Below are 17,047 nucleotides of genomic sequence, written 5' to 3' on the forward strand. Positions count from 1 at the left end.
CCGGCCACAGAGTGTCAACGGCGCCGGCGATCGAACTGTCGAGGAGCCATCCACGACCCCTGCTGAGTCAAGCAATGACTCGCCTGCCTCACGGCCGGACGAGGCCCAGGAAGATCGGCCGGATCAATCCTCGGTCCAGCCGGATCGGGATGCCGTAGATCCCGCCGGACAACCAAGTCAGCGAGACGCAGCGACGGTAGACACTCCACGCTCTTCTGGCGACGCCACATCAGGCGTTCAGGTGGCCGGCGACCGAGTGTCTGCGGCCACGCGCGAATTGATGCTGCAACACCCGGCGTTTACACGCTTCGGCTGGGGATCCGGCGACGCCAGCATCACTGAAGATCAGCAGCCGGCCGTGACTGGAAACGCGGACCGAGCACTGCAGATCGAAGGAGGGCGCGACGAACAAGCCGCAGGCGACGAACCGACCGCCGATGTGGTGCATCGCGAACCGACTGGCTCAACAGTTGCCGTCGAAGCGACTGCTACGGAGTCTGAGAACAGTTCGGACCCCTCTACGGACCGCTCCGAAGCCTCCCGGCCGGAACCATTCGGTGACCCAGACCGCAGTTCTGAGGACCGAGCTGAGCCTGATGCGGTACCTCAACAGATCGCGCCACAATCCGATACGCCGGTGCTGCCACATCTCTCCCCTCTGCCTGAACAGACCGAGCGCTCCTCGAGTACCGATGCACGTTGGCAGGGCCATGCCGATGGTGGCGTGCAGGAGGCACCCGCGGGTCACGAGACTGTAGAGCACGGTGACGATGCCGAGGACCCCACGGCGCGCGCCAAGATCGCCGAACAGAGCATTGAGATCGGCCGCGAGGTCGTCCAGCCCGCCGGACGTGCTGCCGATGAATCTGAAGGCTTGTCCTTGGCAGCGATTGACCCTGCACCATCCGCGAGCCCAGACGCCAGGCTCGAGCGGTCGCTGACCAGCGAGGACGGCGATCAGTTGACTACGGATGTCTCGGTGACGACTGAAGATGAGGCTCAACGTAGGTACGAACTCGGATACGATCCTGCGGTTAAGCAGTTCCGTCCCGGTGAAACCGAGACGGCATTGCGTATCGAATCCAAGCGAGGTGTTCAACTCGAACGCGCACAGAGCGCCGACGAGAAATACGACTGGGTTGACTCAGATGGACGCACATATGACGCCATCGGCAATTTTCCTGCAAAGTTTCTGGATCGCCAGTGGGATAATTTCAAGGAAAAAGTGGAGCATCACCTGGAGAAAGCAGATTTCGTGCCAATTGATGTCGCGAAGTTCACTCCGGAGCAGTGTCAGAGAATCCGCGACACGTTTGCAGTCTACTATCCGCGTGTATTTATTGTTGGAGATGATGGATTCGATGGCCGGAACGATTGAATTTGGCGGCGGTGAGCGCTGGGATGGCCCGCAATGGGTTTTCAACTTTGTAATGAGCTACCTTGTGACCGCGTTGGATGGTGAACCGATCGCTGAAGAGATCCGTGAGATCGATGAAGAAAATGTTGGTTTCCTGAATATCGGTGAGCTCGATACCGCCATGCGGATCAGGATCTTAACGATGATCCACGAGAGTCTGGTCGCTGATGGCGATGCTCGGCTTCCGGAGGATCTGCCAGGGCGAGCGGGAGGTATAGGTCAACTCCAAGAAGTAGCCGATTCGGCGGGGTCTGCCTTGCGATCAGATCGATAGCCTCAGAGCGACTGGGACCAATCGAGGCCAACGCCGTCGCCGGCAGCTACTGATTCGTCCTCTGTGCAATTACCCTTGCGGCATGGCGGATCCCTCGGACTACGAGCTCGCGGCATGGCGTGACATCCAACGGTTCAAAGGCCGGCCACTGTCAAGAGGGACGAGAAACGTCGGCGAGCAAATGGCCAGCCGTGCCGCCGGCCTCGGCACGCGCGCAACGAAGTACCTCGAGGATCACCCACGGGCCCAATCGGCCGTCTCGCGAGGGCAGGAAGTCGCCGCCAGAAGCACTCACGTAGTCGGCACCGGAGCTCGCCTAGCCGCCGATGCCCTCCCCGACTGGACAGGCACTGCTCTAGAGTCTGCACGGCGGACGGTGGGACGGATCTCGCGAGTTGGACTCTCGTCCAAACGGGTGGTGTCGATCCACAAGAAGCGCGGACACGACGTTGCATCGCTTTCTGACCTGCGTCGCCTCGACCTTGAGCAGATCGACGCTGTCGGTGGACGAGGAGCGAACTGGTATTACCCGGCTGCTGCGGCACTCTCGGGAGCAGGTGCAGGACTGGTGATCTCCGGAGGCGAGCTTGTCGCCGCAGCCTCCGGCGGCGCCGCGGCAGCGCCCTCGGGCGCAGCAATCGCCGGCGCCTTCACCGGCGACGCCGCAGTCGTTCTCGGCCTCGCGTCTCGCTCAGTCGGTCACATCTCGCTGCTCTACGGCTACCATCCCGAGGCGCCTGCTGAGAAGCTATTCGCGATGTCAATCGTCAACGCCGGGACGGCGATGTCAGCCACCGCCAAAACCAGCGCGATGGCCGACATCTCGCGGCTCACCCAGGCACTCGTCCGCGGCAAGACGTGGGCCGTCCTGAACGAGACAGTTGTTGCGAGAGTCTCCGTACAGTTCGCGAAGGCATTCGGCGTCCGCCTTACCAAGCAGGGGCTCGGGAAGGTCGTGCCCGCAGTCGGGATTCTCGTTGGCGGCACCCTCAACTGGGCCACCTTAGAGGCGATCGTTGACGCCGCCGACGTTGCGTACCGACGGCGGTTCCTTCTTGAGAAGTACCCACACCTCGCCGACGAGGAAGCCCCCGGATCGTTTCCTGATGTCGGCTCTGCCGTTCCAGACAACACCGATGAGGTGATCAGCGTGCTCGGTGAACTCGCAGAGGCTGGCGGACCCGACATCCCCTGAACCCCGGGCCAGTTCACATTGACCCTGAAGATTCGGCGCCGCCAAGGTGCTCGCGTTTCGGCCGCCGCGGCGCCCGCAACGGGTCCATCCAGGCGATCAACGTTCGCCTATACACCTCCGCGGCTCCAAAACGCGGCTTCCGGAATATGACGACATAGCCTCATCGCTCCACGGGACAGGCGGTTCGGTCCGTACCTACACCCCTGGATCGCGAAGAGCCAGCAAAGACTCGTGGTCGGGACGTGGTTTGCTCGACGATCCTGTGCCATGACGTTCCAGAGTTCAGGGGCGACAGTCGGTCCGGGCGACGGGATTGGCGTGAGGTGGGGAGCAGGTGGCCATCGGTTCTCGCGACGGCACGAGGTGACGGGACATCTTGCGCTGCGTTGCAGCGCCGGGGGAGTAGCGACCATCGAGTAGCTCGTTCCCACAAAGAAATGCGAGCACAACCATGAGCGCACTGCCCACTGACTTTCCTCAGGTCCCACTCAAACAGATGGATCCGTCGATGCTCGTTTTCGAGCTCGGCCGTGAGGTTCACCGACTCATGCCCGAGTCGAGCGAGCTCATCACCTCCGCCGCTGCGATGGCATCCTTCCTGCACCGCAGGCAAACCAGGTTCGTTCGTGGTCGTCTGCCGTGGGTGCCGTACATCGAGCACCCGCTTCGCGTCGCGCTACGGCTGATGCGATGGGGCGTTCGTGATCCAGAGGTCTTGGCCGCGGCTCTGCTGCATGCCGTAGTAGAGGACTGCTCCGAAGAACTGCTCCGCATATTTGGTCGTCAAGACGAGACGGCACGGGATTGCCTGGCTCGGCTCTTCGGCGATGGGACGGCACAGCACGTGCATCAGGTCACGAACCCTGCTGCTGTGGTCGACCTGGAGAGCTACCAGATCCACATGGCGGCGCTGGCGTGGTTGCGGACTCCGGCGGTCCTGATCAAGGCCAGCGATCTCAAAGACAATGCTGGATCGATCCCCTACCAGCTGGGATACGGGCAGGACGAGCGGATGCTGCGGCTACTTCGTAAGTACCTGCCGTGCGTGCGCGAGGTTTCACGGGGCTTGAGTGCTATGGGTCTGGAGGCAACATCTGAGTTCGCTTGGTCTGCGGCCGCAGCCGACCTGTGCCGGCTCACGGCAGAGTTGGAAGAGCTCGCCGGCGAGCTGGGCATTGTGGTGTGAGCTACCGCTCCGATCGCGCCAGCTTGCGGCAAGCCTCGCTCCAGCGATCCATCTGCCTTCGGCGCTCAGCGGTGCTCATCAGGCATCAGCACAGCTGATTCGGGGGCGCCCGGCCAGACGAGTGGATACAACTTGGAGTGATAGCCGTGGGCCAGTTCGATCCGACACCCATGTTCACCGGAGAGCTCGCTTTCCTGTCGAACTTTGACCAGACACCGTTCCTCATGCCGCTCCTGGACGCCGAGGTTGCCTCGGCGGAGCACGCGTTCAACGCATTGAAGACCGTCGACGAAGACCAGCAGCATCATGTGCTCGACGCTCCGACGCCGGGGGAGAGTAAGCGGCGCGGCCGCCGGGTGACGCTTCGGCCCGGTTGGGATGCCGGCGTTCGGGTCTGGGCCATGCGGCAGGTACTCACCGCCAAATTCGCGGTCCCTGCCCTTCGCTACCAACTCGTGCGTACCGAGGACAGCGTGCTTGTGGAGACAAATCACTGGCACGACCAGTACTGGGGCTCGTGCTTCTGCCCGAGGCACGAGCGGTCTCCTGGTACGAATATGCTCGGCGAGCTGCTGATGGTCCTCCGCGCTCGTCACAGCTGACGCTCCCGATTTTCACCCGAAGAAGCCCTCCCGGTGCAGAGTTCATGCTCTGATCCGGGAGGGCTTCTCTTTTGCCCAACTCTGGCCTAAACCTTCGCAGTCAGCGGTGACGGGGTGGTGGTCATTACTCTTCCTCAGAACGCCGCGAGTAGGTGCTGGTGACCTCGAGCTCGCCGCCGGATTTCCGCCGGCGCAGGAGCACTGCGAGCTCATCTCGCCAGGGTTGCTCGGGGACAACCCAGACTGCCGTGTCGTAGCCGTGTGACCAGACCTGGCCGGTGCGTTCGACTGCACACCAGCGGGGCCGTTCGCGGCCGAGTTCCTCGTCGAAGTAGAGCGGCCCGTCGACGTACTGCGTCCAGAAGACCTGCGCTCCTGGCTGCATCGGCTTCTGCGCGTACGGCTTCGGGTTCTTTGCCGGGCGCCACTTCCAGCGCTTGGCAGCGTCCCGGATCCAGGCTGGCGTCGGCTGGCGCCAGGAGAACCGCGGACCCGTCTTCAAGTAGGCGGTCAACGGCGCGTGCACCATACCGAGCTTGCGGCCATGCATCTCGGCCATGTGGGCGTCGAACAGCGGTGGCTCGTTCGTGGTGAAGTCGCAAGCGACCGGGATCGCGCGCCCGGCGCCGTCGACCCACCGGCCTCGGCCGGCGCCGTCAGACTCGGCCGCGGCGAGTTGTTCTCTGGTGGCGTCCGAGACCAGGACATCACGACTCAGGTGGCACGAGGCCTTGAAGTCTCGCCTCGTCACGGGCGGGCCTGCGCTGTGCAATGTGGCGGTGTCGCGCTGAGCAGCGTCTGGAGCTCTCTCGCAGCGTCGGTCCAGCGGAGCCTCCAACCCCATCCACCGAGGACGTGCGCCGGGGTCGGCCAGCTATCGAAGGTCTCCATCGTGAGCGTGTCTCTACGGTGCACGACCGCGGGGATGTGGAGCAGCGACAGATGGACGTAGGCCATGTGGACGGCCTGGGGTGCGATGTCTTCTGCCGTCACATGCAACTGGGTCTGGGGGTTCAGCCCGGCGCTTTGCATCTCCTGCGACACGGCGACGATGAATGCGGCTGCTCCACATGTCGGCTCGTAGAGCCTGGCGAATCCGCAGGTCCTCACTGTGTCGGCCAGCGCCTCGATGTGCATCCCAGCCATGAGCCGAGCGACGTCGTAGGGGGTGAAGAACTGGCCGAGGCGGTCGTTGCCCAAGGCCAGCTCCATGTAGAGGCGGCCGAGTACGTCGCAGGGCTCGTCACCCATCGCCTTCACGACGAGTGCGAGGGCGAGCCCGAAGCGGTCCAGCTCCTCACGGTCGTAGCGTCCCGCCGTACGCAGGTACTGCGCTTCGCGCTCATCGCGCCCCCGGAGATCCACTGCGTTGCGGAAGGCGAGCGCCGACATCTCGACGAAGTCGTCGAACACTTCCGACATGCGCTTCGCGCCGGCGTTCGCCTCGAGCAGCTTCACAATCTCCCGGTAGGCACTCACGATGTAGGCCCGCCAACGTCATCGTCGAAATGCGGCATGAGGAGAGGCGGGACCATCAGACAGCCACCTCAGCAGTGGTCTCGCTCTGCGTAATGCTGCCGATCTCCACGTGGCGCGCTGCGATGTACATGCCCTCGCGATTGAGGTGCCGCGAGTAGCTCGAGTCGAGATACAGCACCGGAATGTCGCCGGCCACCTGCAGGAGTGCCGGGTGCAGCAACTCGCGGACCGGTCCAGCGCCGCCGCCGTAGACGTAGACGACCTCGGTCGTCGCGCCGGCCTGAGAGAGAACGTCACCGAAAGCCGAGACGATCTCATCGACCAGGTACCTCGCTTCATCGGTCACGAACCCGGCAGCCCGCTCGTGCCTACCCTTCTGCAGCATTGAGGGCTCGCCCTGGAGAAAGTCCGCGAGCTGCTTTCGCGACGTGAACTGCAATGAGGAATCCGACTCGCTCATGCGCTCCATGGCGTTCATGAGCGCGGTGCCATAGCCCTGCTCGAGCGTAAAGGCCGCCTCGGGGTTGAATCTGCCGTCGGTGAAAACCGGGAAGTTGACCGTGCCTTCGCCGACATCGACGCCGATGGTGTTGCGGACCGCCACCAGGTGGGCAGCGGTGACGTCCTCGGCGAGGTGACCCTGGCGGCCGCGGAGATCGTCGAGAAGAGCCTGTGCGAGCGGCTCGCCCTTGTCGGTGATGGCGAACTGGGCCGACGCGCCTTCGGCCATGACCTGGACATCGACGAACTCGAGACGAACCGAGACCGGCGTAGAGAAGTTCTTGATCGTGACCAGGTGCACCACTGGCGCGGCAGTGCCAGCAGCGCCCATGAACTCGGCGGCGTAGGTATGGCGGCGCGCGACAAACTCAGAAATGGGCAGAGCCAAACCGGCGCGAATCCTCACACGCAGCTCGCGGTCGGGAAGGGTGCCCGCTGCGCGAACGTGGTCGCGCAGTGCCTTGGCTGCGAAGACGCCGAGCACGAGCACCTTGGCGAGTTCCTGGTCGACCTTGCTGTGCTTGCCCAAGACCTCGAACTCGGTGAACTTCGACCCTCGCGCGTGGAGCGACGAGCGGCCGAAGATGCGGCGGTCGCTGGCGGCGATCAGAGGAGTGGTCATCGTGCAGTCGAGCCGGTTGTAGAAGTCATCGCCTGCCTTTGCGGCGTCATCGCCGAGCACCTCGGCGGCGGTCGCGTCCGGGAGCGGCACCTTCGGGTTCTGGCGGGTCGTTGACACGACCGCTGACGGGAGGTCGATCTCGTCGAAGACGCCGGTCTCTGTGTTGCGAATGACGCCCTTCACGTAGCCGTTGCCAACGTCGATACCGCCGGTAAGGGTAATGGTCTCTGCGCTCATGTCTGGATCCTTCTTTTGCATGGTCTGGTGATCTGCGGCACTGCGGCGGGCACTGGACTACCGGCGGGTGGACGACATGATTTCGTCGATGGAGACCTGCTCCCGGACCACAGGTGCTTCGTGCTGCGCGGGTGTGGCTGCCGGTGCAGCCGCGGGTTCATCGGCGGACTCGACCGGCCCGGAAAGTCGATCCGCGGTCGAAGACGCATGGTCGTGTTCCTTTGCCGGCGGTGCATCGCTCAGCTGGTTGTGTGGCTCGCCTCGCTGAACGACGGACTCCGCCTGCGAAAGGTGGGCCGGCTTCGTTGCCGCGGTAGCGCCCGGCTGGGCTTGTCCGGGGCGGAGCAGTTGCTCTACCGGCTTGTTGACGACGTCGATGTAACCATCGCGCTCGATCGATTCGCGGATCAGCAGCCGGAGCGAGCCCGAGATGTTCTCTTGGAGGTCGAGCCACTGGTTCACCGAGACGTCTGCTGCGGGAACGCTCCAGCGAAGCCGCCGCGGATCTGCCGCCTCTGGCTGACTGGTCTTGGTCATCCGTGCACTCTCCTCGGCCTCGTCTACGGGACTCGGCCAGGTCGCCCCTGAGTCCTCTATCCGATCCTCATCCTATGAGTATTAGATGGTCTTTTGCAAACCTTTTAAAGACCATCTAAAGACCTATCCTCCTTCGGGGTCACCTCGGGGCTCGGCAAGGCCGTCGATCAGACCCAGCCGAGTCCACCCGCCAACTCCTACCGTGGCCCGTTGATGGTCTTGTCAGCGCTCCAATAGGGGACAGGCCTGGTATTCGGGCCGCCCCGGTTCGGGCCCGGGTCCAGCAAGCGCCCAGCATCGACCCGGAGCGCGCCGCCAGACGTTGTCGACGGGACCGGCGGAAGACCCCGATGCGCCCCGGTCCTCTCGCAGCCCAGTGATGCACGCCATCGAGGCGAGATCTGGACGCGTCCGGGCCCATACGGGGACCGGATGGGTGCCGGTCGACACTCGCAAGCCCTGCGCTTGAAGCTTTCTTCTTGATGCGCCCACGACTGCTGCGCAGTAGCTGTGAAGGGCCTGCGGCCCACCTCGGGCGCGATGCAACGAGTGCCGGAACGACAGCCGTCGGACGAGCGATGCCGACGACCGTCACGGATGCCGGCCCAAAAGAGCCCAATCGAACTCCGGCACACGATGAGGGGGCAAACCGCTGCGCGGCGCAACAGCCTGTGGATCCACAGCGCCAACCACAGGGCGATAGAGCGTCGGACCACCCTGTGGCGCCGCTGTGGTAGCCGCTAGCGGCAAGGTATTGCGGAGCCGTAGGCGGTTAGAAGACCCACCAAAGCGAGCATCCGTACAGACGGAGGAAGAGTGCGCCGCTCGTACCTCGCGAGACTGCGAAAGCGCATCCGTACGGCGGTGCCACGCGCGCCGATCAGAGCGAACAGCATCAGAGGGCCAAGACCAGGCGAAACAGCACCGGACCGTACACGCGCTCCGCGCAAGATGACCCAGAGTCCGGACCGGTACGTACCAACGATTTCGCCTGATACACCAGCGTTCCAGTCCTCCGCTAACGCTCCGGACGTGGAACAGAAGGCGGAGAAGAAAAGGGCATAAGAGAACCTGGCAACACGTGCCCTGAAGACGTCGCTTCGCTCGCCCCTCTCCGCTGCGCTTCGAGGACGTGTTGGTCGGCATAGCCGACGGGTTCCAACGGTCGCTGGCGCTCCCTGACCTCGCTGCGCTCGGCATGCCCAAACGGCCCGGATGAACCGCCGCGCTCGCCGCCAGCAATCAACACAGGGATGCCCTGCGGGCGCTGCGAGTGAGCCGCCGAGGCGACGACCTTGAGGTTGCCGAAGCGGCTCAGAGCCAGCAGAGCTGGCACGGGGCGAAACAGGAGCAGATCGGGCCAAGCCGACTCCTGTACGCAACGAGGAGAATTTCGTGAATCACGCCTCACACGAGTGCACTTACGCGACCTTCCAGGTGAGAACGATTCCCTGCCGATCGGCTCGCCTTCGTGGTGCCTCCTGTTGACCACCGACAGTCCTGTGATCACCATTGCGGCCGAGTGCCCTGAGCCGGAATGTGACTGGATCTCGTGCAGCCGCAGTCTCGGTGAGGCCGTGTTCGCCCATCTGGTCGAGAAGCACGACTACCTCGATACCACCGCGCACGTACTGGCCCACGAAGCGAGCAAGCCGGCAGACCAGTAGAGCAAGACAGCTCGCGGTCACATGCGCTGCCACTAACGGAACGCCGCCATGCCTACTGGCGCCGGCTTGCTCGCTGCCTGAACACCTACCGAACCACAACGGGGGAGGCACGTGATGCCACATTGCTTCGTCACGAGGTCTGGAGTCCGGACCACGGGATCGAGTCACTGCGACAATCAAATGAAGGAGTACAAATGAGTCTTGTTGTTGCCTTTGCTGTCCACTGGGTCAAGGGATACGAAACGGGCATCATCGATGCGCCTGGTTTCGACTCCGGTGTGACCCTGATCGATCTGTTCCAAGCTGACGCTCAGATCCGATCCTTCACAAATCGTGAAGAGGCCGAACAGTGGCTGAAGACGGTCGACGCAGAGACCGCCCAGTCCGACCGGTGGGACTGAGAGAACCCGACTCATCGTCGAGCACCACCGCGTGCACGCGCAGCTCGCCGATTGCGGGCGAATCTGATCGTTCGTAGTGGATCGACCAGGTCGGCGCCCAGCGCGCCGACCACGCGGTCGGTCACCGCTCAGAGAGAACCGTTCGGCACAATCCACTCGACGGGCTGCCCAGTCACTACCGCAATCCGCTCGTAGTTGTCGTCGTAGTGCAGCACCGTGTACCCCGCCAGTTCCGCGGTGGCGGCGATGATGAGTCCGGGCAGGCTGAGGGTGGGCTGCTGGCTCGTCGCGAGCGCGCGATGGACGCTGAGCGCCCGATCCATCGCCTCAGCGGTGACATCCAATCGGCGCTGACCGTGCAGCGCGCCCCACAGCGTCTCGTACCACTGGGTATCGGGAGCGTTGTTCAGGTATTCGAGAGACGTCATCTGGCAGGTCGCCAGCCGGCCTTCCACCAGCAAGGACTGGAATCGCTGCGACGCATCGGCTGAGCGCGCCTGGCAGACATATGCCGAGATGTCGGCCAGGTACAGGGACTCTGTCATCCCTGTCCTGCTTCTTGCTGGGCGTGCCCGATGAGGTCGTCGAGATTGCGGCCGCCGCCATAGCGCCAGGCATCAGCCGACCCAGAGAAATCGATCGGAGCACTGGCGAAGATCTCGGCGATCTCCCGGCCCTTGCGGCGCATTGCGATCTCCCTCAAGGCGGCGTTGATCGTGTCCACCTTGGAGCTGGTGCCCAGCTCGGCGCGCGCGGCGTCCAGCCACTCGTCATTCACGTCCACAGAGATGCGCGTCACCTTCGACAGGTTACGCCACCGCGGCCCTCGGGAGGCGCTATCCATCCTGAGGGGCCGCGGACTACTGGCTGCCTGAACTTTGGTTCAGCACGCATGACCGCAACCGATCGATTCTCGTCCCCGCCAGCATGGAGCTCTTATGCGGATCATCTTCCAGACCCCTGGAACGGACCTATTCGACAGTGGCGCGGACATCCTCGTCAACGCCGTCAATACACGAGGAGTCATGGGCGCTGGCCTCGCCCTGCAGTTCAAACAGCGCTACCCGGGCATGTTCGCCGCCTACCGCGATCGCTGCCAGTCCGGTCTCGTGTCCATAGGGTCCCTCGACGTCCACGTCGTGGAAGCACACTCGCTGCGCAGAGTGATGGTTGCGAACTTCCCCACGAAAGAACACTGGCGCGACCCATCGAAGCTCCAGTGGATCGAGGCGGGGCTCGTCGCCCTTCGACAGGTAATCATCGAATCCCAAGCCCGATCAATCGCCATCCCGCCTCTTGGCTGCGGCCTCGGAGGACTCGACTGGAGCGACGTATCCAACCGCATCGTCGAATCGCTGACGACGGTCGCCGAGGCCGGCGTCGACGTCCTTCTGTACCCGCCTGTCAGTCGCAACTGAGCAGGAGTCGTCTCGCAGATGATTCATCGCACGAGAGGATTTACGATGCCCGACCTCACTCCGGACGATGCCGCAGCGGCGCGGATCGTCAATAACCTGCACCGCCCCGTGTACTCACACGTCGACCTGGTCACCGGTGCGCGCAGCTGGGACGACGAGATCGGCATGCGTTCCGCCTACCGCGAGGGCTGGCGGGGCTGGGGACCGTCGAGCGTGTCCCGCCCGCTGCTGGTGTCCGGGCACTGTCCGGCAGATCCTGACGGTCGCGGCGCGGACGCCATGGCTGAGATGTTGTGGCGGGCAGAAGGTTTCGAGGTTCTGCCCGTTCCCGCCGACTGGACGACCTATGGCAAGAAGGCCGGCTTCATCCGCAACCAGCAGATGGTCGACCTCGTTGTGGCCCTGCTCGAGCAGGGCAGCGCCGTGCGCTGCACGGCCTTCCTCGACCTGTGCCGCAGGCCGCGATGCCCGCAATCGCACGACCAACAGCTCATACCGCCGGTGCCAGGGCACTTCTCCCATGGCACCGTTGACTGCCGGACCCGAGCCATCCAGGCCGGCATCGAGACCTTCGACGTGATGCATCCCTCGCTGCGTCCGGTGTGATGCTGGAGCCGGACCGATAAGCGGAACCCCGCTGCGGACTCGAATTCAGAGCCCAAAGCGACGATCGCATCAGGTCGTGCCGGGGGCTATCTCTCCCGGGCGATCCCGTGTGCTTCGTCGTAGGCGGCCTGCAACTCTTTGCTGATCCGCCCCTTGCCTTGGGCATTGAAGCCGTTGTCCCGGCCCCAGGCCCGGATCGTCTCCCGTTCCTCGGGAGTCATCGCGGGGACCTCAGGCCCGGCGCTCCGACGCGGCTTCGGCGCTGCTTTGCGACTGGCCGTGTCGATCCCGTGTGCCTCGTCGTAGGCAGCCTGCAACTCTTTGCTAATCCGGCCCATGCCTTGGGCATTGAAGCCGTTGTCCCGCCCCCAAGCCCGGATCGTCTCGCGCTCCTCGGGAGTCATCTCCGGAACTTGCCGCTGCTTCCTCGGCTCGGCTCTGCGGCCCGCCTGGACGTACTTCTTCAGATCTGCCTCGAACTCGCGCCGCTCCTTGGCGGTGAGGTCGATCTCATACCACTCGTCACCGACCGCGAAGGTGACTGTCGCGGCATTCGGACGCTTACTGAGGTCCGACTCGACGACGCTTCGCTTAGCCATGGTGTCGACCATAAACCACTAACTGATCTATGAAAAGTCATTGGATGACGATTCCTATAGATTAAGCAAAGATGATGTGATAACAGCATCAAGAAGAGGTTCGCGCTGCTAAAATCGCATTAGACGATCATTCGATCAGCAAGGACATGATGATGACCACAACCCCCACCTTCGTCGACTCCGATCGCCAGCGGCAGGGTGCCGGAACCACCTCCGACCTGTTCGCGCTCCTGCGCCAGCGCAGGGGCTGGACCGACGAGTACCTCGAGGCCATCGACTGCGAGAAGCACGACGCGCTGAAGGACCTCGAAACTATGGTGGCCGCGCTTGAAGGCGTCCGTCGTTCGGGAGGCACGATCACCGTAGCTCCCGATTTCGACATGGACGGCATTGCTTCAGGCGTTCTCGGATTCGCGGGGCTCAAGGAGCTCGGGTTCGAGGTGAACCTCTACATCCCCGACTACCGCCGCGGGCACGACCTGACCATCGAGGACATCGCCGACATCCACCGGCACTACCCGGAGACGACCACGCTGCTCACCTGCGACGGGGGAGTGAACTCCCATGCCGGTGTGCGCGCCGCACAGGCGTTGGGGTGGAAGGTCCTGGTGACCGACCATCACCAGGAACTCGCTCCCGGCAGCGCAGCCGACGTGACCGTCGACCCGTGCCGCCTCGATGAGACCTACGCTCTGCGCGGGATCTGCGGCGCGCACGTTCTTTACCAGGTGCTGGAGGCCTATACCGCGGCACACCAGCCATCAAAGCGCTGGGCCATTCGCCTGCTACGCCTGTTCGCCGGCCTCGGTACCGTGTCCGACGTCATGCCCGTGCTGTACGAGAACAGGCAACTGGTGCGGGACTCGCTCTCGATCGCGCGGCTGCTGACCGCAGCCGCGCCGAGGACGGTTCCGAACCCTTATGGCGGCTTGGACCCGAATCCCGACGGCATCGATGTCCAGAAAGCCACGCTCCTGCAGCTGCTTGCCGCACAGCCGGGTGAGCACGATGCGGCGTACCTGGCCGCGTTCGAGGGTTTCGCGGTTCTCCTGAAGGCCTTCGCGCAGGCAGGCAAAGTCCGAAGCGTCGACGACATCGACGAAGGCTTCTACGGCTTCTATGTCGCCCCGGCGATGAACAGCCCCCGGCGGATCGGCACACCCTTGTCCGACTGCTTCGCGGTGTTCACGAGCCCGACCACGAACCAGAAGCTCGCAGCGGCCCAACGGGTGATCGCGAACAACGAGCGCCGCAAGGAACTGGTCGTCGAGCACCTGGCTGAGCTGGCTGACGGCGACCAGCCATTGGCGCCATGGGTCTATTTCTCTGCCGCCCCTGCGGGCATGTACGGCCTGCTGGCCAACCAGATGATGGAGAAGCACGGTCACCCGGTCGTCGTGCTGAACCGGCCGGCGACGCCGTCGGAGCCGGTGAGCGGGTCTGGCAGGGCTCCTGCCTGGTTCGAGATCATCGCCGCGCTCGAGGGTCATGAGGACCTCTGGGCCATCGGTCACCAGCAGGCATGTGGAGTGAAGCTGCGCACCGCCGCAGCGCTCGACAAGCTCTCGGCAATCCTCGAAAGCGCAACCCGCGTCGCAATGCTCGCCGCCGCAGACTCGATCGGGCCGGCGAGTGACCTCGTGCTCGGTCCGGGCCCCGAGTGCGACGCACCACTGACCGACGCCGAACCACTGATCGAGCTGGTGCGCCGCATCGAGACACTCCGCCCGTTCGGCCACGGCTTCGTCGAGCCGGTCTTCGAAGTCGCACTCGACGGATTCAGGGTGGACCGGATCGGCACCGAGAAGCAGCACCTGCGACTCGTCACCGGCACCGGTCTTGCCTGCCTGTGGTGGAACGCGGCCGAGGAGCACCATGACCGGCTTGCTCAGACCGCTACCAGCCACGATCTGGAGGCGTTGCGCTTCCTCGGGAGACTCCAGCTCAACACGTTCATTGGCGAGACCCGTCTACAGGTGGTCATCACGGAGCCGCTGTGACGAACACCGAGACGGACTGGAAGCCGCGGACCGAGCCGCCTCTCGCGGCGTCGCGCCGCATCGGCTGGTGCGTGCTCGTGATGCTCGTCGTTCCCGGCGGGTACATCCTGCTCGCCGCGCCTGTCCTGGTGTGGATCCGGAACCCGGTCGTTGCCACGATCGCCGTCGGAGCGATCATCACGCTGACTGTTGGCTGCGCGCGCTACCGACGGCCCAGATTCTTCGCCTTCGATCCCGGACCTGGGCCACTGGACGGCACGCAGCGATCCCCGGGGTTCTGGCGCTGGGTGCTGCTCGCAATGCCAGTGACATTTCTGGCTGGTCAGACGATCGCGCTCATGCTCTATGGGCTGGTGGGGTCTCCTGGCTTCGACCGGCACCGCGAAGCCGAGCAGGCGTCGGCTCAGGTGCTGGTGATCACGCTGACTCTCGTGGTGGCCCCGCTCAGTGAGGAGGCACTCTTGCGGGGGCTCACCTATCCCCTGCTGCGCAAGCAGGTAGGTGTCGTGACGTCGGCAGTGCTCACGTCGCTGATCTTCGCCTGTATGCACGGCAATCTCGTGCAGGCGGTGGCGACGGCGCCATTAGGGCTCGTGCTCGCACTGGTTGCCGAGCGAACCCGTGGGCTCTGGCAGGTCGTCGTTCTCCACTCGGCGTACAACCTTGCCGCAGCTCTGGTTCCACCCGGCGCCGTCCAGGCGCTGGCGACACCGGTCGGCGTCACGGTGATGGGCGCGGCCTGGGTTGGGTGCCTCGCCTGCCTGTTCGTGCGAGTCCGGTCGCGAGGTAGCGCGGCGAGGCCCGGGTGACCGGGGTGAAACCGGTCACCGGGGGACAGTGGAAAGCCGAGTTCGGCCGGCCTGCTGGCCGGCCTGTGCAGCGAAAGGAGCTGATCATCATGGCTGTCATCGAGACCTGCGTCTACGCGGACGGCGAGCTGATGGCTCCGGCGCTGCTGCCGACGCTCAGGGCGAAATCCCGTCTGGCCTTTGCCAGCGCGAAGTACTTCCCAACTTTCGACATCGGCTACACCCACATCTACCGCATCACTGCCTGGGGTCTGTCTTGCGACAAGGCCGAGCGCCGTGCCAAGCGCAAGGTCGGCCGGTTCTACCGGAAGCTGAACCAGGTCGAAGGCTTCAGCACCATCACGCTCGACAAGCGTGAAGACTATGTGCGCGGTAACCAGAACTACTCGGTCACCTACGACATCGTCTATGTGATCGAGCGGACAGGCTCGCGCACCCAACGACCCGACGCCCCGTACCCGGAGTACCAGCACGATCTTCAGAAGCTGACGTTCACGCCGGAGACGGCCGCGGTACTGACCCGGCGGTGACAGGCCGCAGGAGCGTGCGTCGGGCAGGACATACGAGAAGGACCGAAGGGATCCCTTCCCACGGGGAATACCCTCCGGTCCTTCTCTTCACGTTTCCATCCGCCAAGAGCGACGGCGACGGCGACAGTCTCCTGCCGTCTGCTTGTCATCGTAGCGGAATCAAAGATCATTCGACAACCATCAATAGATAATGCAGATGTGATCCCAATAGAGCCCGAATAGTCATCCATGACCCTCCCCTTGCGAGTGGCCGACCGCAGTGGCAGTCGTCCACCCCAGTTGCCCGGCAAGATGAGAGCTGCTGCCGGCCATCTCCTACCACCCCGAAGCCGGCTACTGCCGGCTCTTCTGCCCCGGATGAGACCTCCTGTCTCGTCCGGGGCATCTTTGTTCAGAGCAGATCGCTGCCAGATGTACCACTTGCTCTGGTACACCTCAGGAACCGCGGTCTGACCTGGGGAAACGCATGGCCTGGGATTCGACAGTGCGAGTCGCCCGTACCACTGCGAACATTTCCGTGGTACGCCCGTTTGTCCTGGTCAGACACGGATTTCAGCCCGATGTACCAGAGGTACCACCGATCTGGCACCTTCCTCTAGCACTGGGACGGCCGAGATACCGAGTCCCGCCGTCGCGGTGGCGTCGCAGGGGAGTGGGGGCCCGGCTGAGAACCCCGGACTGGTTGCAGGCGCACCCGCAGGCATGCGCATGTCAGGTCTGAAATCTCTGGTACCTCTGGTACAGGGGTGCTAAAACCCCACCTGACCTGGCGTTCTGTCTGTACCACTTCAATTTTGGGAAGTGGTACAGCCCGGGTAGAAGCCCGGCAGAAACACGATCTGACCTGCGGAAACGGCTGTACCACTTGACGTGGTACAACTTTCGCTGCCCAGGACACCTCGGATCCGCCCGGGCCTGCCGCCTCACGTCCTAGCGCATCCGACGAGCGGCCCCACTGGGACGAACT

Annotated in this window: 19 protein-coding genes; 12 read left to right on the forward strand and 7 right to left on the reverse strand. The window is 63.9% G+C overall.

All coding sequences use genetic code 11. From position 1 onward, the window contains the following. Positions 1–241: 241 nt before the first annotated feature. The 5 genes from A3ES_RS53725 (at position 242) to A3ES_RS46030 (ending at position 4,674) form a co-directional block, all read left to right on the forward strand. Complete coding sequence (locus A3ES_RS53725; RefSeq protein ID WP_157630292.1) at positions 242–1,378, forward strand: hypothetical protein; 1,137 nt, start codon at positions 242–244, stop codon at positions 1,376–1,378. Beyond that, complete coding sequence (locus A3ES_RS53730; RefSeq protein WP_026162505.1) at positions 1,362–1,691, forward strand: hypothetical protein; 330 nt, start codon at positions 1,362–1,364, stop codon at positions 1,689–1,691. The genes A3ES_RS53725 and A3ES_RS53730 overlap by 17 nt, the downstream gene beginning before the upstream one ends. Before the next feature lie 82 nt (positions 1,692–1,773). Continuing rightward, complete coding sequence (locus A3ES_RS46020) at positions 1,774–2,886, forward strand: EcsC family protein (protein ID WP_157630294.1); 1,113 nt, start codon at positions 1,774–1,776, stop codon at positions 2,884–2,886. Positions 2,887–3,394: 508 nt separating this feature from the next. Next, entirely contained in the window at positions 3,395–4,072 is a 678-nt protein-coding gene (locus A3ES_RS50945) for a bifunctional (p)ppGpp synthetase/guanosine-3',5'-bis(diphosphate) 3'-pyrophosphohydrolase (protein WP_020385260.1), read from the forward strand. Between the two features lie 146 nt (positions 4,073–4,218). Then, complete coding sequence (locus A3ES_RS46030) at positions 4,219–4,674, forward strand: NADAR family protein (RefSeq protein ID WP_157630295.1); 456 nt, start codon at positions 4,219–4,221, stop codon at positions 4,672–4,674. Between the two features lie 124 nt (positions 4,675–4,798). On the opposite strand, the gene A3ES_RS0102860 is transcribed toward A3ES_RS46030, so the two are convergent. From A3ES_RS0102860 to A3ES_RS0102875, 4 genes are all read right to left on the reverse strand, one after another. Continuing rightward, positions 4,799–5,425, reverse strand: coding sequence for a hypothetical protein (locus A3ES_RS0102860; protein ID WP_020385262.1), 627 nt, complete (start codon positions 5,423–5,425; stop codon positions 4,799–4,801). Further along, positions 5,422–6,132 carry an N-6 DNA methylase gene (locus tag A3ES_RS0102865; protein ID WP_202806425.1) on the reverse strand — a complete coding sequence of 237 codons (711 nt, stop codon included), beginning with the start codon at positions 6,130–6,132 and terminating at the stop codon, positions 5,422–5,424. The genes A3ES_RS0102860 and A3ES_RS0102865 overlap by 4 nt, the downstream gene beginning before the upstream one ends. A gap of 76 nt (positions 6,133–6,208) precedes the next feature. After that, entirely contained in the window at positions 6,209–7,513 is a 1,305-nt protein-coding gene (locus A3ES_RS0102870; protein WP_020385264.1) for a ParM/StbA family protein, read from the reverse strand. Positions 7,514–7,570: 57 nt separating this feature from the next. Beyond that, entirely contained in the window at positions 7,571–8,050 is a 480-nt protein-coding gene (locus tag A3ES_RS0102875) for a hypothetical protein (RefSeq protein WP_020385265.1), read from the reverse strand. 1,484 nt (positions 8,051–9,534) lie between these two features. Between A3ES_RS0102875 and A3ES_RS0102880 the strand changes: the two genes are divergently transcribed. Together A3ES_RS0102880 and A3ES_RS0102885 are read left to right on the forward strand one after the other, a co-directional pair. Then, positions 9,535–9,717, forward strand: coding sequence for a hypothetical protein (locus A3ES_RS0102880; RefSeq protein ID WP_157630296.1), 183 nt, complete (start codon positions 9,535–9,537; stop codon positions 9,715–9,717). Positions 9,718–9,911: 194 nt separating this feature from the next. Next, the gene (locus A3ES_RS0102885) at positions 9,912–10,118 is read left to right on the forward strand and encodes a hypothetical protein (RefSeq protein ID WP_020385267.1); all 207 of its coding nucleotides are present in this window, start codon (positions 9,912–9,914) and stop codon (positions 10,116–10,118) included. 128 nt (positions 10,119–10,246) lie between these two features. Here the strand turns inward: A3ES_RS0102885 and A3ES_RS0102890 are convergent, their stop codons facing one another. Then, positions 10,247–10,663, reverse strand: coding sequence for a PIN domain-containing protein (locus tag A3ES_RS0102890; RefSeq protein ID WP_020385268.1), 417 nt, complete (start codon positions 10,661–10,663; stop codon positions 10,247–10,249). Beyond that, the gene (locus A3ES_RS0102895; RefSeq protein WP_026162507.1) at positions 10,660–10,917 is read right to left on the reverse strand and encodes a DUF2191 domain-containing protein; all 258 of its coding nucleotides are present in this window, start codon (positions 10,915–10,917) and stop codon (positions 10,660–10,662) included. The genes A3ES_RS0102890 and A3ES_RS0102895 overlap by 4 nt, the downstream gene beginning before the upstream one ends. Positions 10,918–11,056: 139 nt before the next feature. On the opposite strand from A3ES_RS0102895, the gene A3ES_RS46035 reads away from it, so the two are divergent. Both A3ES_RS46035 and A3ES_RS0102905 read left to right on the forward strand, forming a co-directional pair. Next, the gene (locus A3ES_RS46035; protein ID WP_020385270.1) at positions 11,057–11,536 is read left to right on the forward strand and encodes a macro domain-containing protein; all 480 of its coding nucleotides are present in this window, start codon (positions 11,057–11,059) and stop codon (positions 11,534–11,536) included. Between the two features lie 45 nt (positions 11,537–11,581). Next, positions 11,582–12,142: a hypothetical protein gene (locus A3ES_RS0102905; protein WP_020385271.1), complete on the forward strand. Its 561-nt coding sequence runs from the start codon at positions 11,582–11,584 to the stop codon at positions 12,140–12,142. Positions 12,143–12,228: 86 nt separating this feature from the next. Here A3ES_RS0102905 and A3ES_RS50950 read toward each other — a convergent pair whose 3' ends face one another. After that, entirely contained in the window at positions 12,229–12,741 is a 513-nt protein-coding gene (locus tag A3ES_RS50950; RefSeq protein ID WP_169501738.1) for an Lsr2 dimerization domain-containing protein, read from the reverse strand. A gap of 152 nt (positions 12,742–12,893) precedes the next feature. Between A3ES_RS50950 and A3ES_RS0102915 the strand changes: the two genes are divergently transcribed. The 3 genes from A3ES_RS0102915 to A3ES_RS0102925 all read left to right on the forward strand — a co-directional run bounded on the left by A3ES_RS0102915 (position 12,894) and on the right by A3ES_RS0102925 (position 16,080). Continuing rightward, the gene (locus A3ES_RS0102915) at positions 12,894–14,741 is read left to right on the forward strand and encodes a DHH family phosphoesterase (RefSeq protein WP_157630297.1); all 1,848 of its coding nucleotides are present in this window, start codon (positions 12,894–12,896) and stop codon (positions 14,739–14,741) included. Beyond that, the gene (locus A3ES_RS0102920) at positions 14,738–15,550 is read left to right on the forward strand and encodes a CPBP family intramembrane glutamic endopeptidase (protein ID WP_020385274.1); all 813 of its coding nucleotides are present in this window, start codon (positions 14,738–14,740) and stop codon (positions 15,548–15,550) included. The genes A3ES_RS0102915 and A3ES_RS0102920 overlap by 4 nt, the downstream gene beginning before the upstream one ends. 89 nt (positions 15,551–15,639) lie before the next feature. Further along, positions 15,640–16,080 (forward strand): hypothetical protein, encoded by a 441-nt coding sequence (locus tag A3ES_RS0102925; protein ID WP_157630298.1) that lies wholly within the window; start codon positions 15,640–15,642, stop codon positions 16,078–16,080. The last annotated feature ends 967 nt before the right edge of the window (positions 16,081–17,047 follow it).

This window comes from Kribbella catacumbae DSM 19601 (assembly GCF_000372465.1).
In the GTDB taxonomy this organism is placed as follows: domain Bacteria; phylum Actinomycetota; class Actinomycetes; order Propionibacteriales; family Kribbellaceae; genus Kribbella; species Kribbella catacumbae.

Coding starts and splice junctions, on each gene's coding strand:
- A3ES_RS0102925 (WP_157630298.1), top strand. CDS start 15,640: ATGGCTGTCATCGAGACCTGCGTCTACGCGGACGGCGAGCTGATGGCT.
- A3ES_RS0102890 (WP_020385268.1), bottom strand. CDS start 10,663: ATGACAGAGTCCCTGTACCTGGCCGACATCTCGGCATATGTCTGCCAG.
- A3ES_RS53730 (WP_026162505.1), top strand. CDS start 1,362: ATGGCCGGAACGATTGAATTTGGCGGCGGTGAGCGCTGGGATGGCCCG.
- A3ES_RS0102870 (WP_020385264.1), bottom strand. CDS start 7,513: ATGAGCGCAGAGACCATTACCCTTACCGGCGGTATCGACGTTGGCAAC.
- A3ES_RS0102905 (WP_020385271.1), top strand. CDS start 11,582: ATGCCCGACCTCACTCCGGACGATGCCGCAGCGGCGCGGATCGTCAAT.
- A3ES_RS50945 (WP_020385260.1), top strand. CDS start 3,395: ATGCTCGTTTTCGAGCTCGGCCGTGAGGTTCACCGACTCATGCCCGAG.
- A3ES_RS50950 (WP_169501738.1), bottom strand. CDS start 12,741: ATGGCTAAGCGAAGCGTCGTCGAGTCGGACCTCAGTAAGCGTCCGAAT.
- A3ES_RS46035 (WP_020385270.1), top strand. CDS start 11,057: ATGCGGATCATCTTCCAGACCCCTGGAACGGACCTATTCGACAGTGGC.
- A3ES_RS0102915 (WP_157630297.1), top strand. CDS start 12,894: ATGACCACAACCCCCACCTTCGTCGACTCCGATCGCCAGCGGCAGGGT.
- A3ES_RS46020 (WP_157630294.1), top strand. CDS start 1,774: ATGGCGGATCCCTCGGACTACGAGCTCGCGGCATGGCGTGACATCCAA.
- A3ES_RS0102875 (WP_020385265.1), bottom strand. CDS start 8,050: ATGACCAAGACCAGTCAGCCAGAGGCGGCAGATCCGCGGCGGCTTCGC.
- A3ES_RS0102885 (WP_020385267.1), top strand. CDS start 9,912: ATGAGTCTTGTTGTTGCCTTTGCTGTCCACTGGGTCAAGGGATACGAA.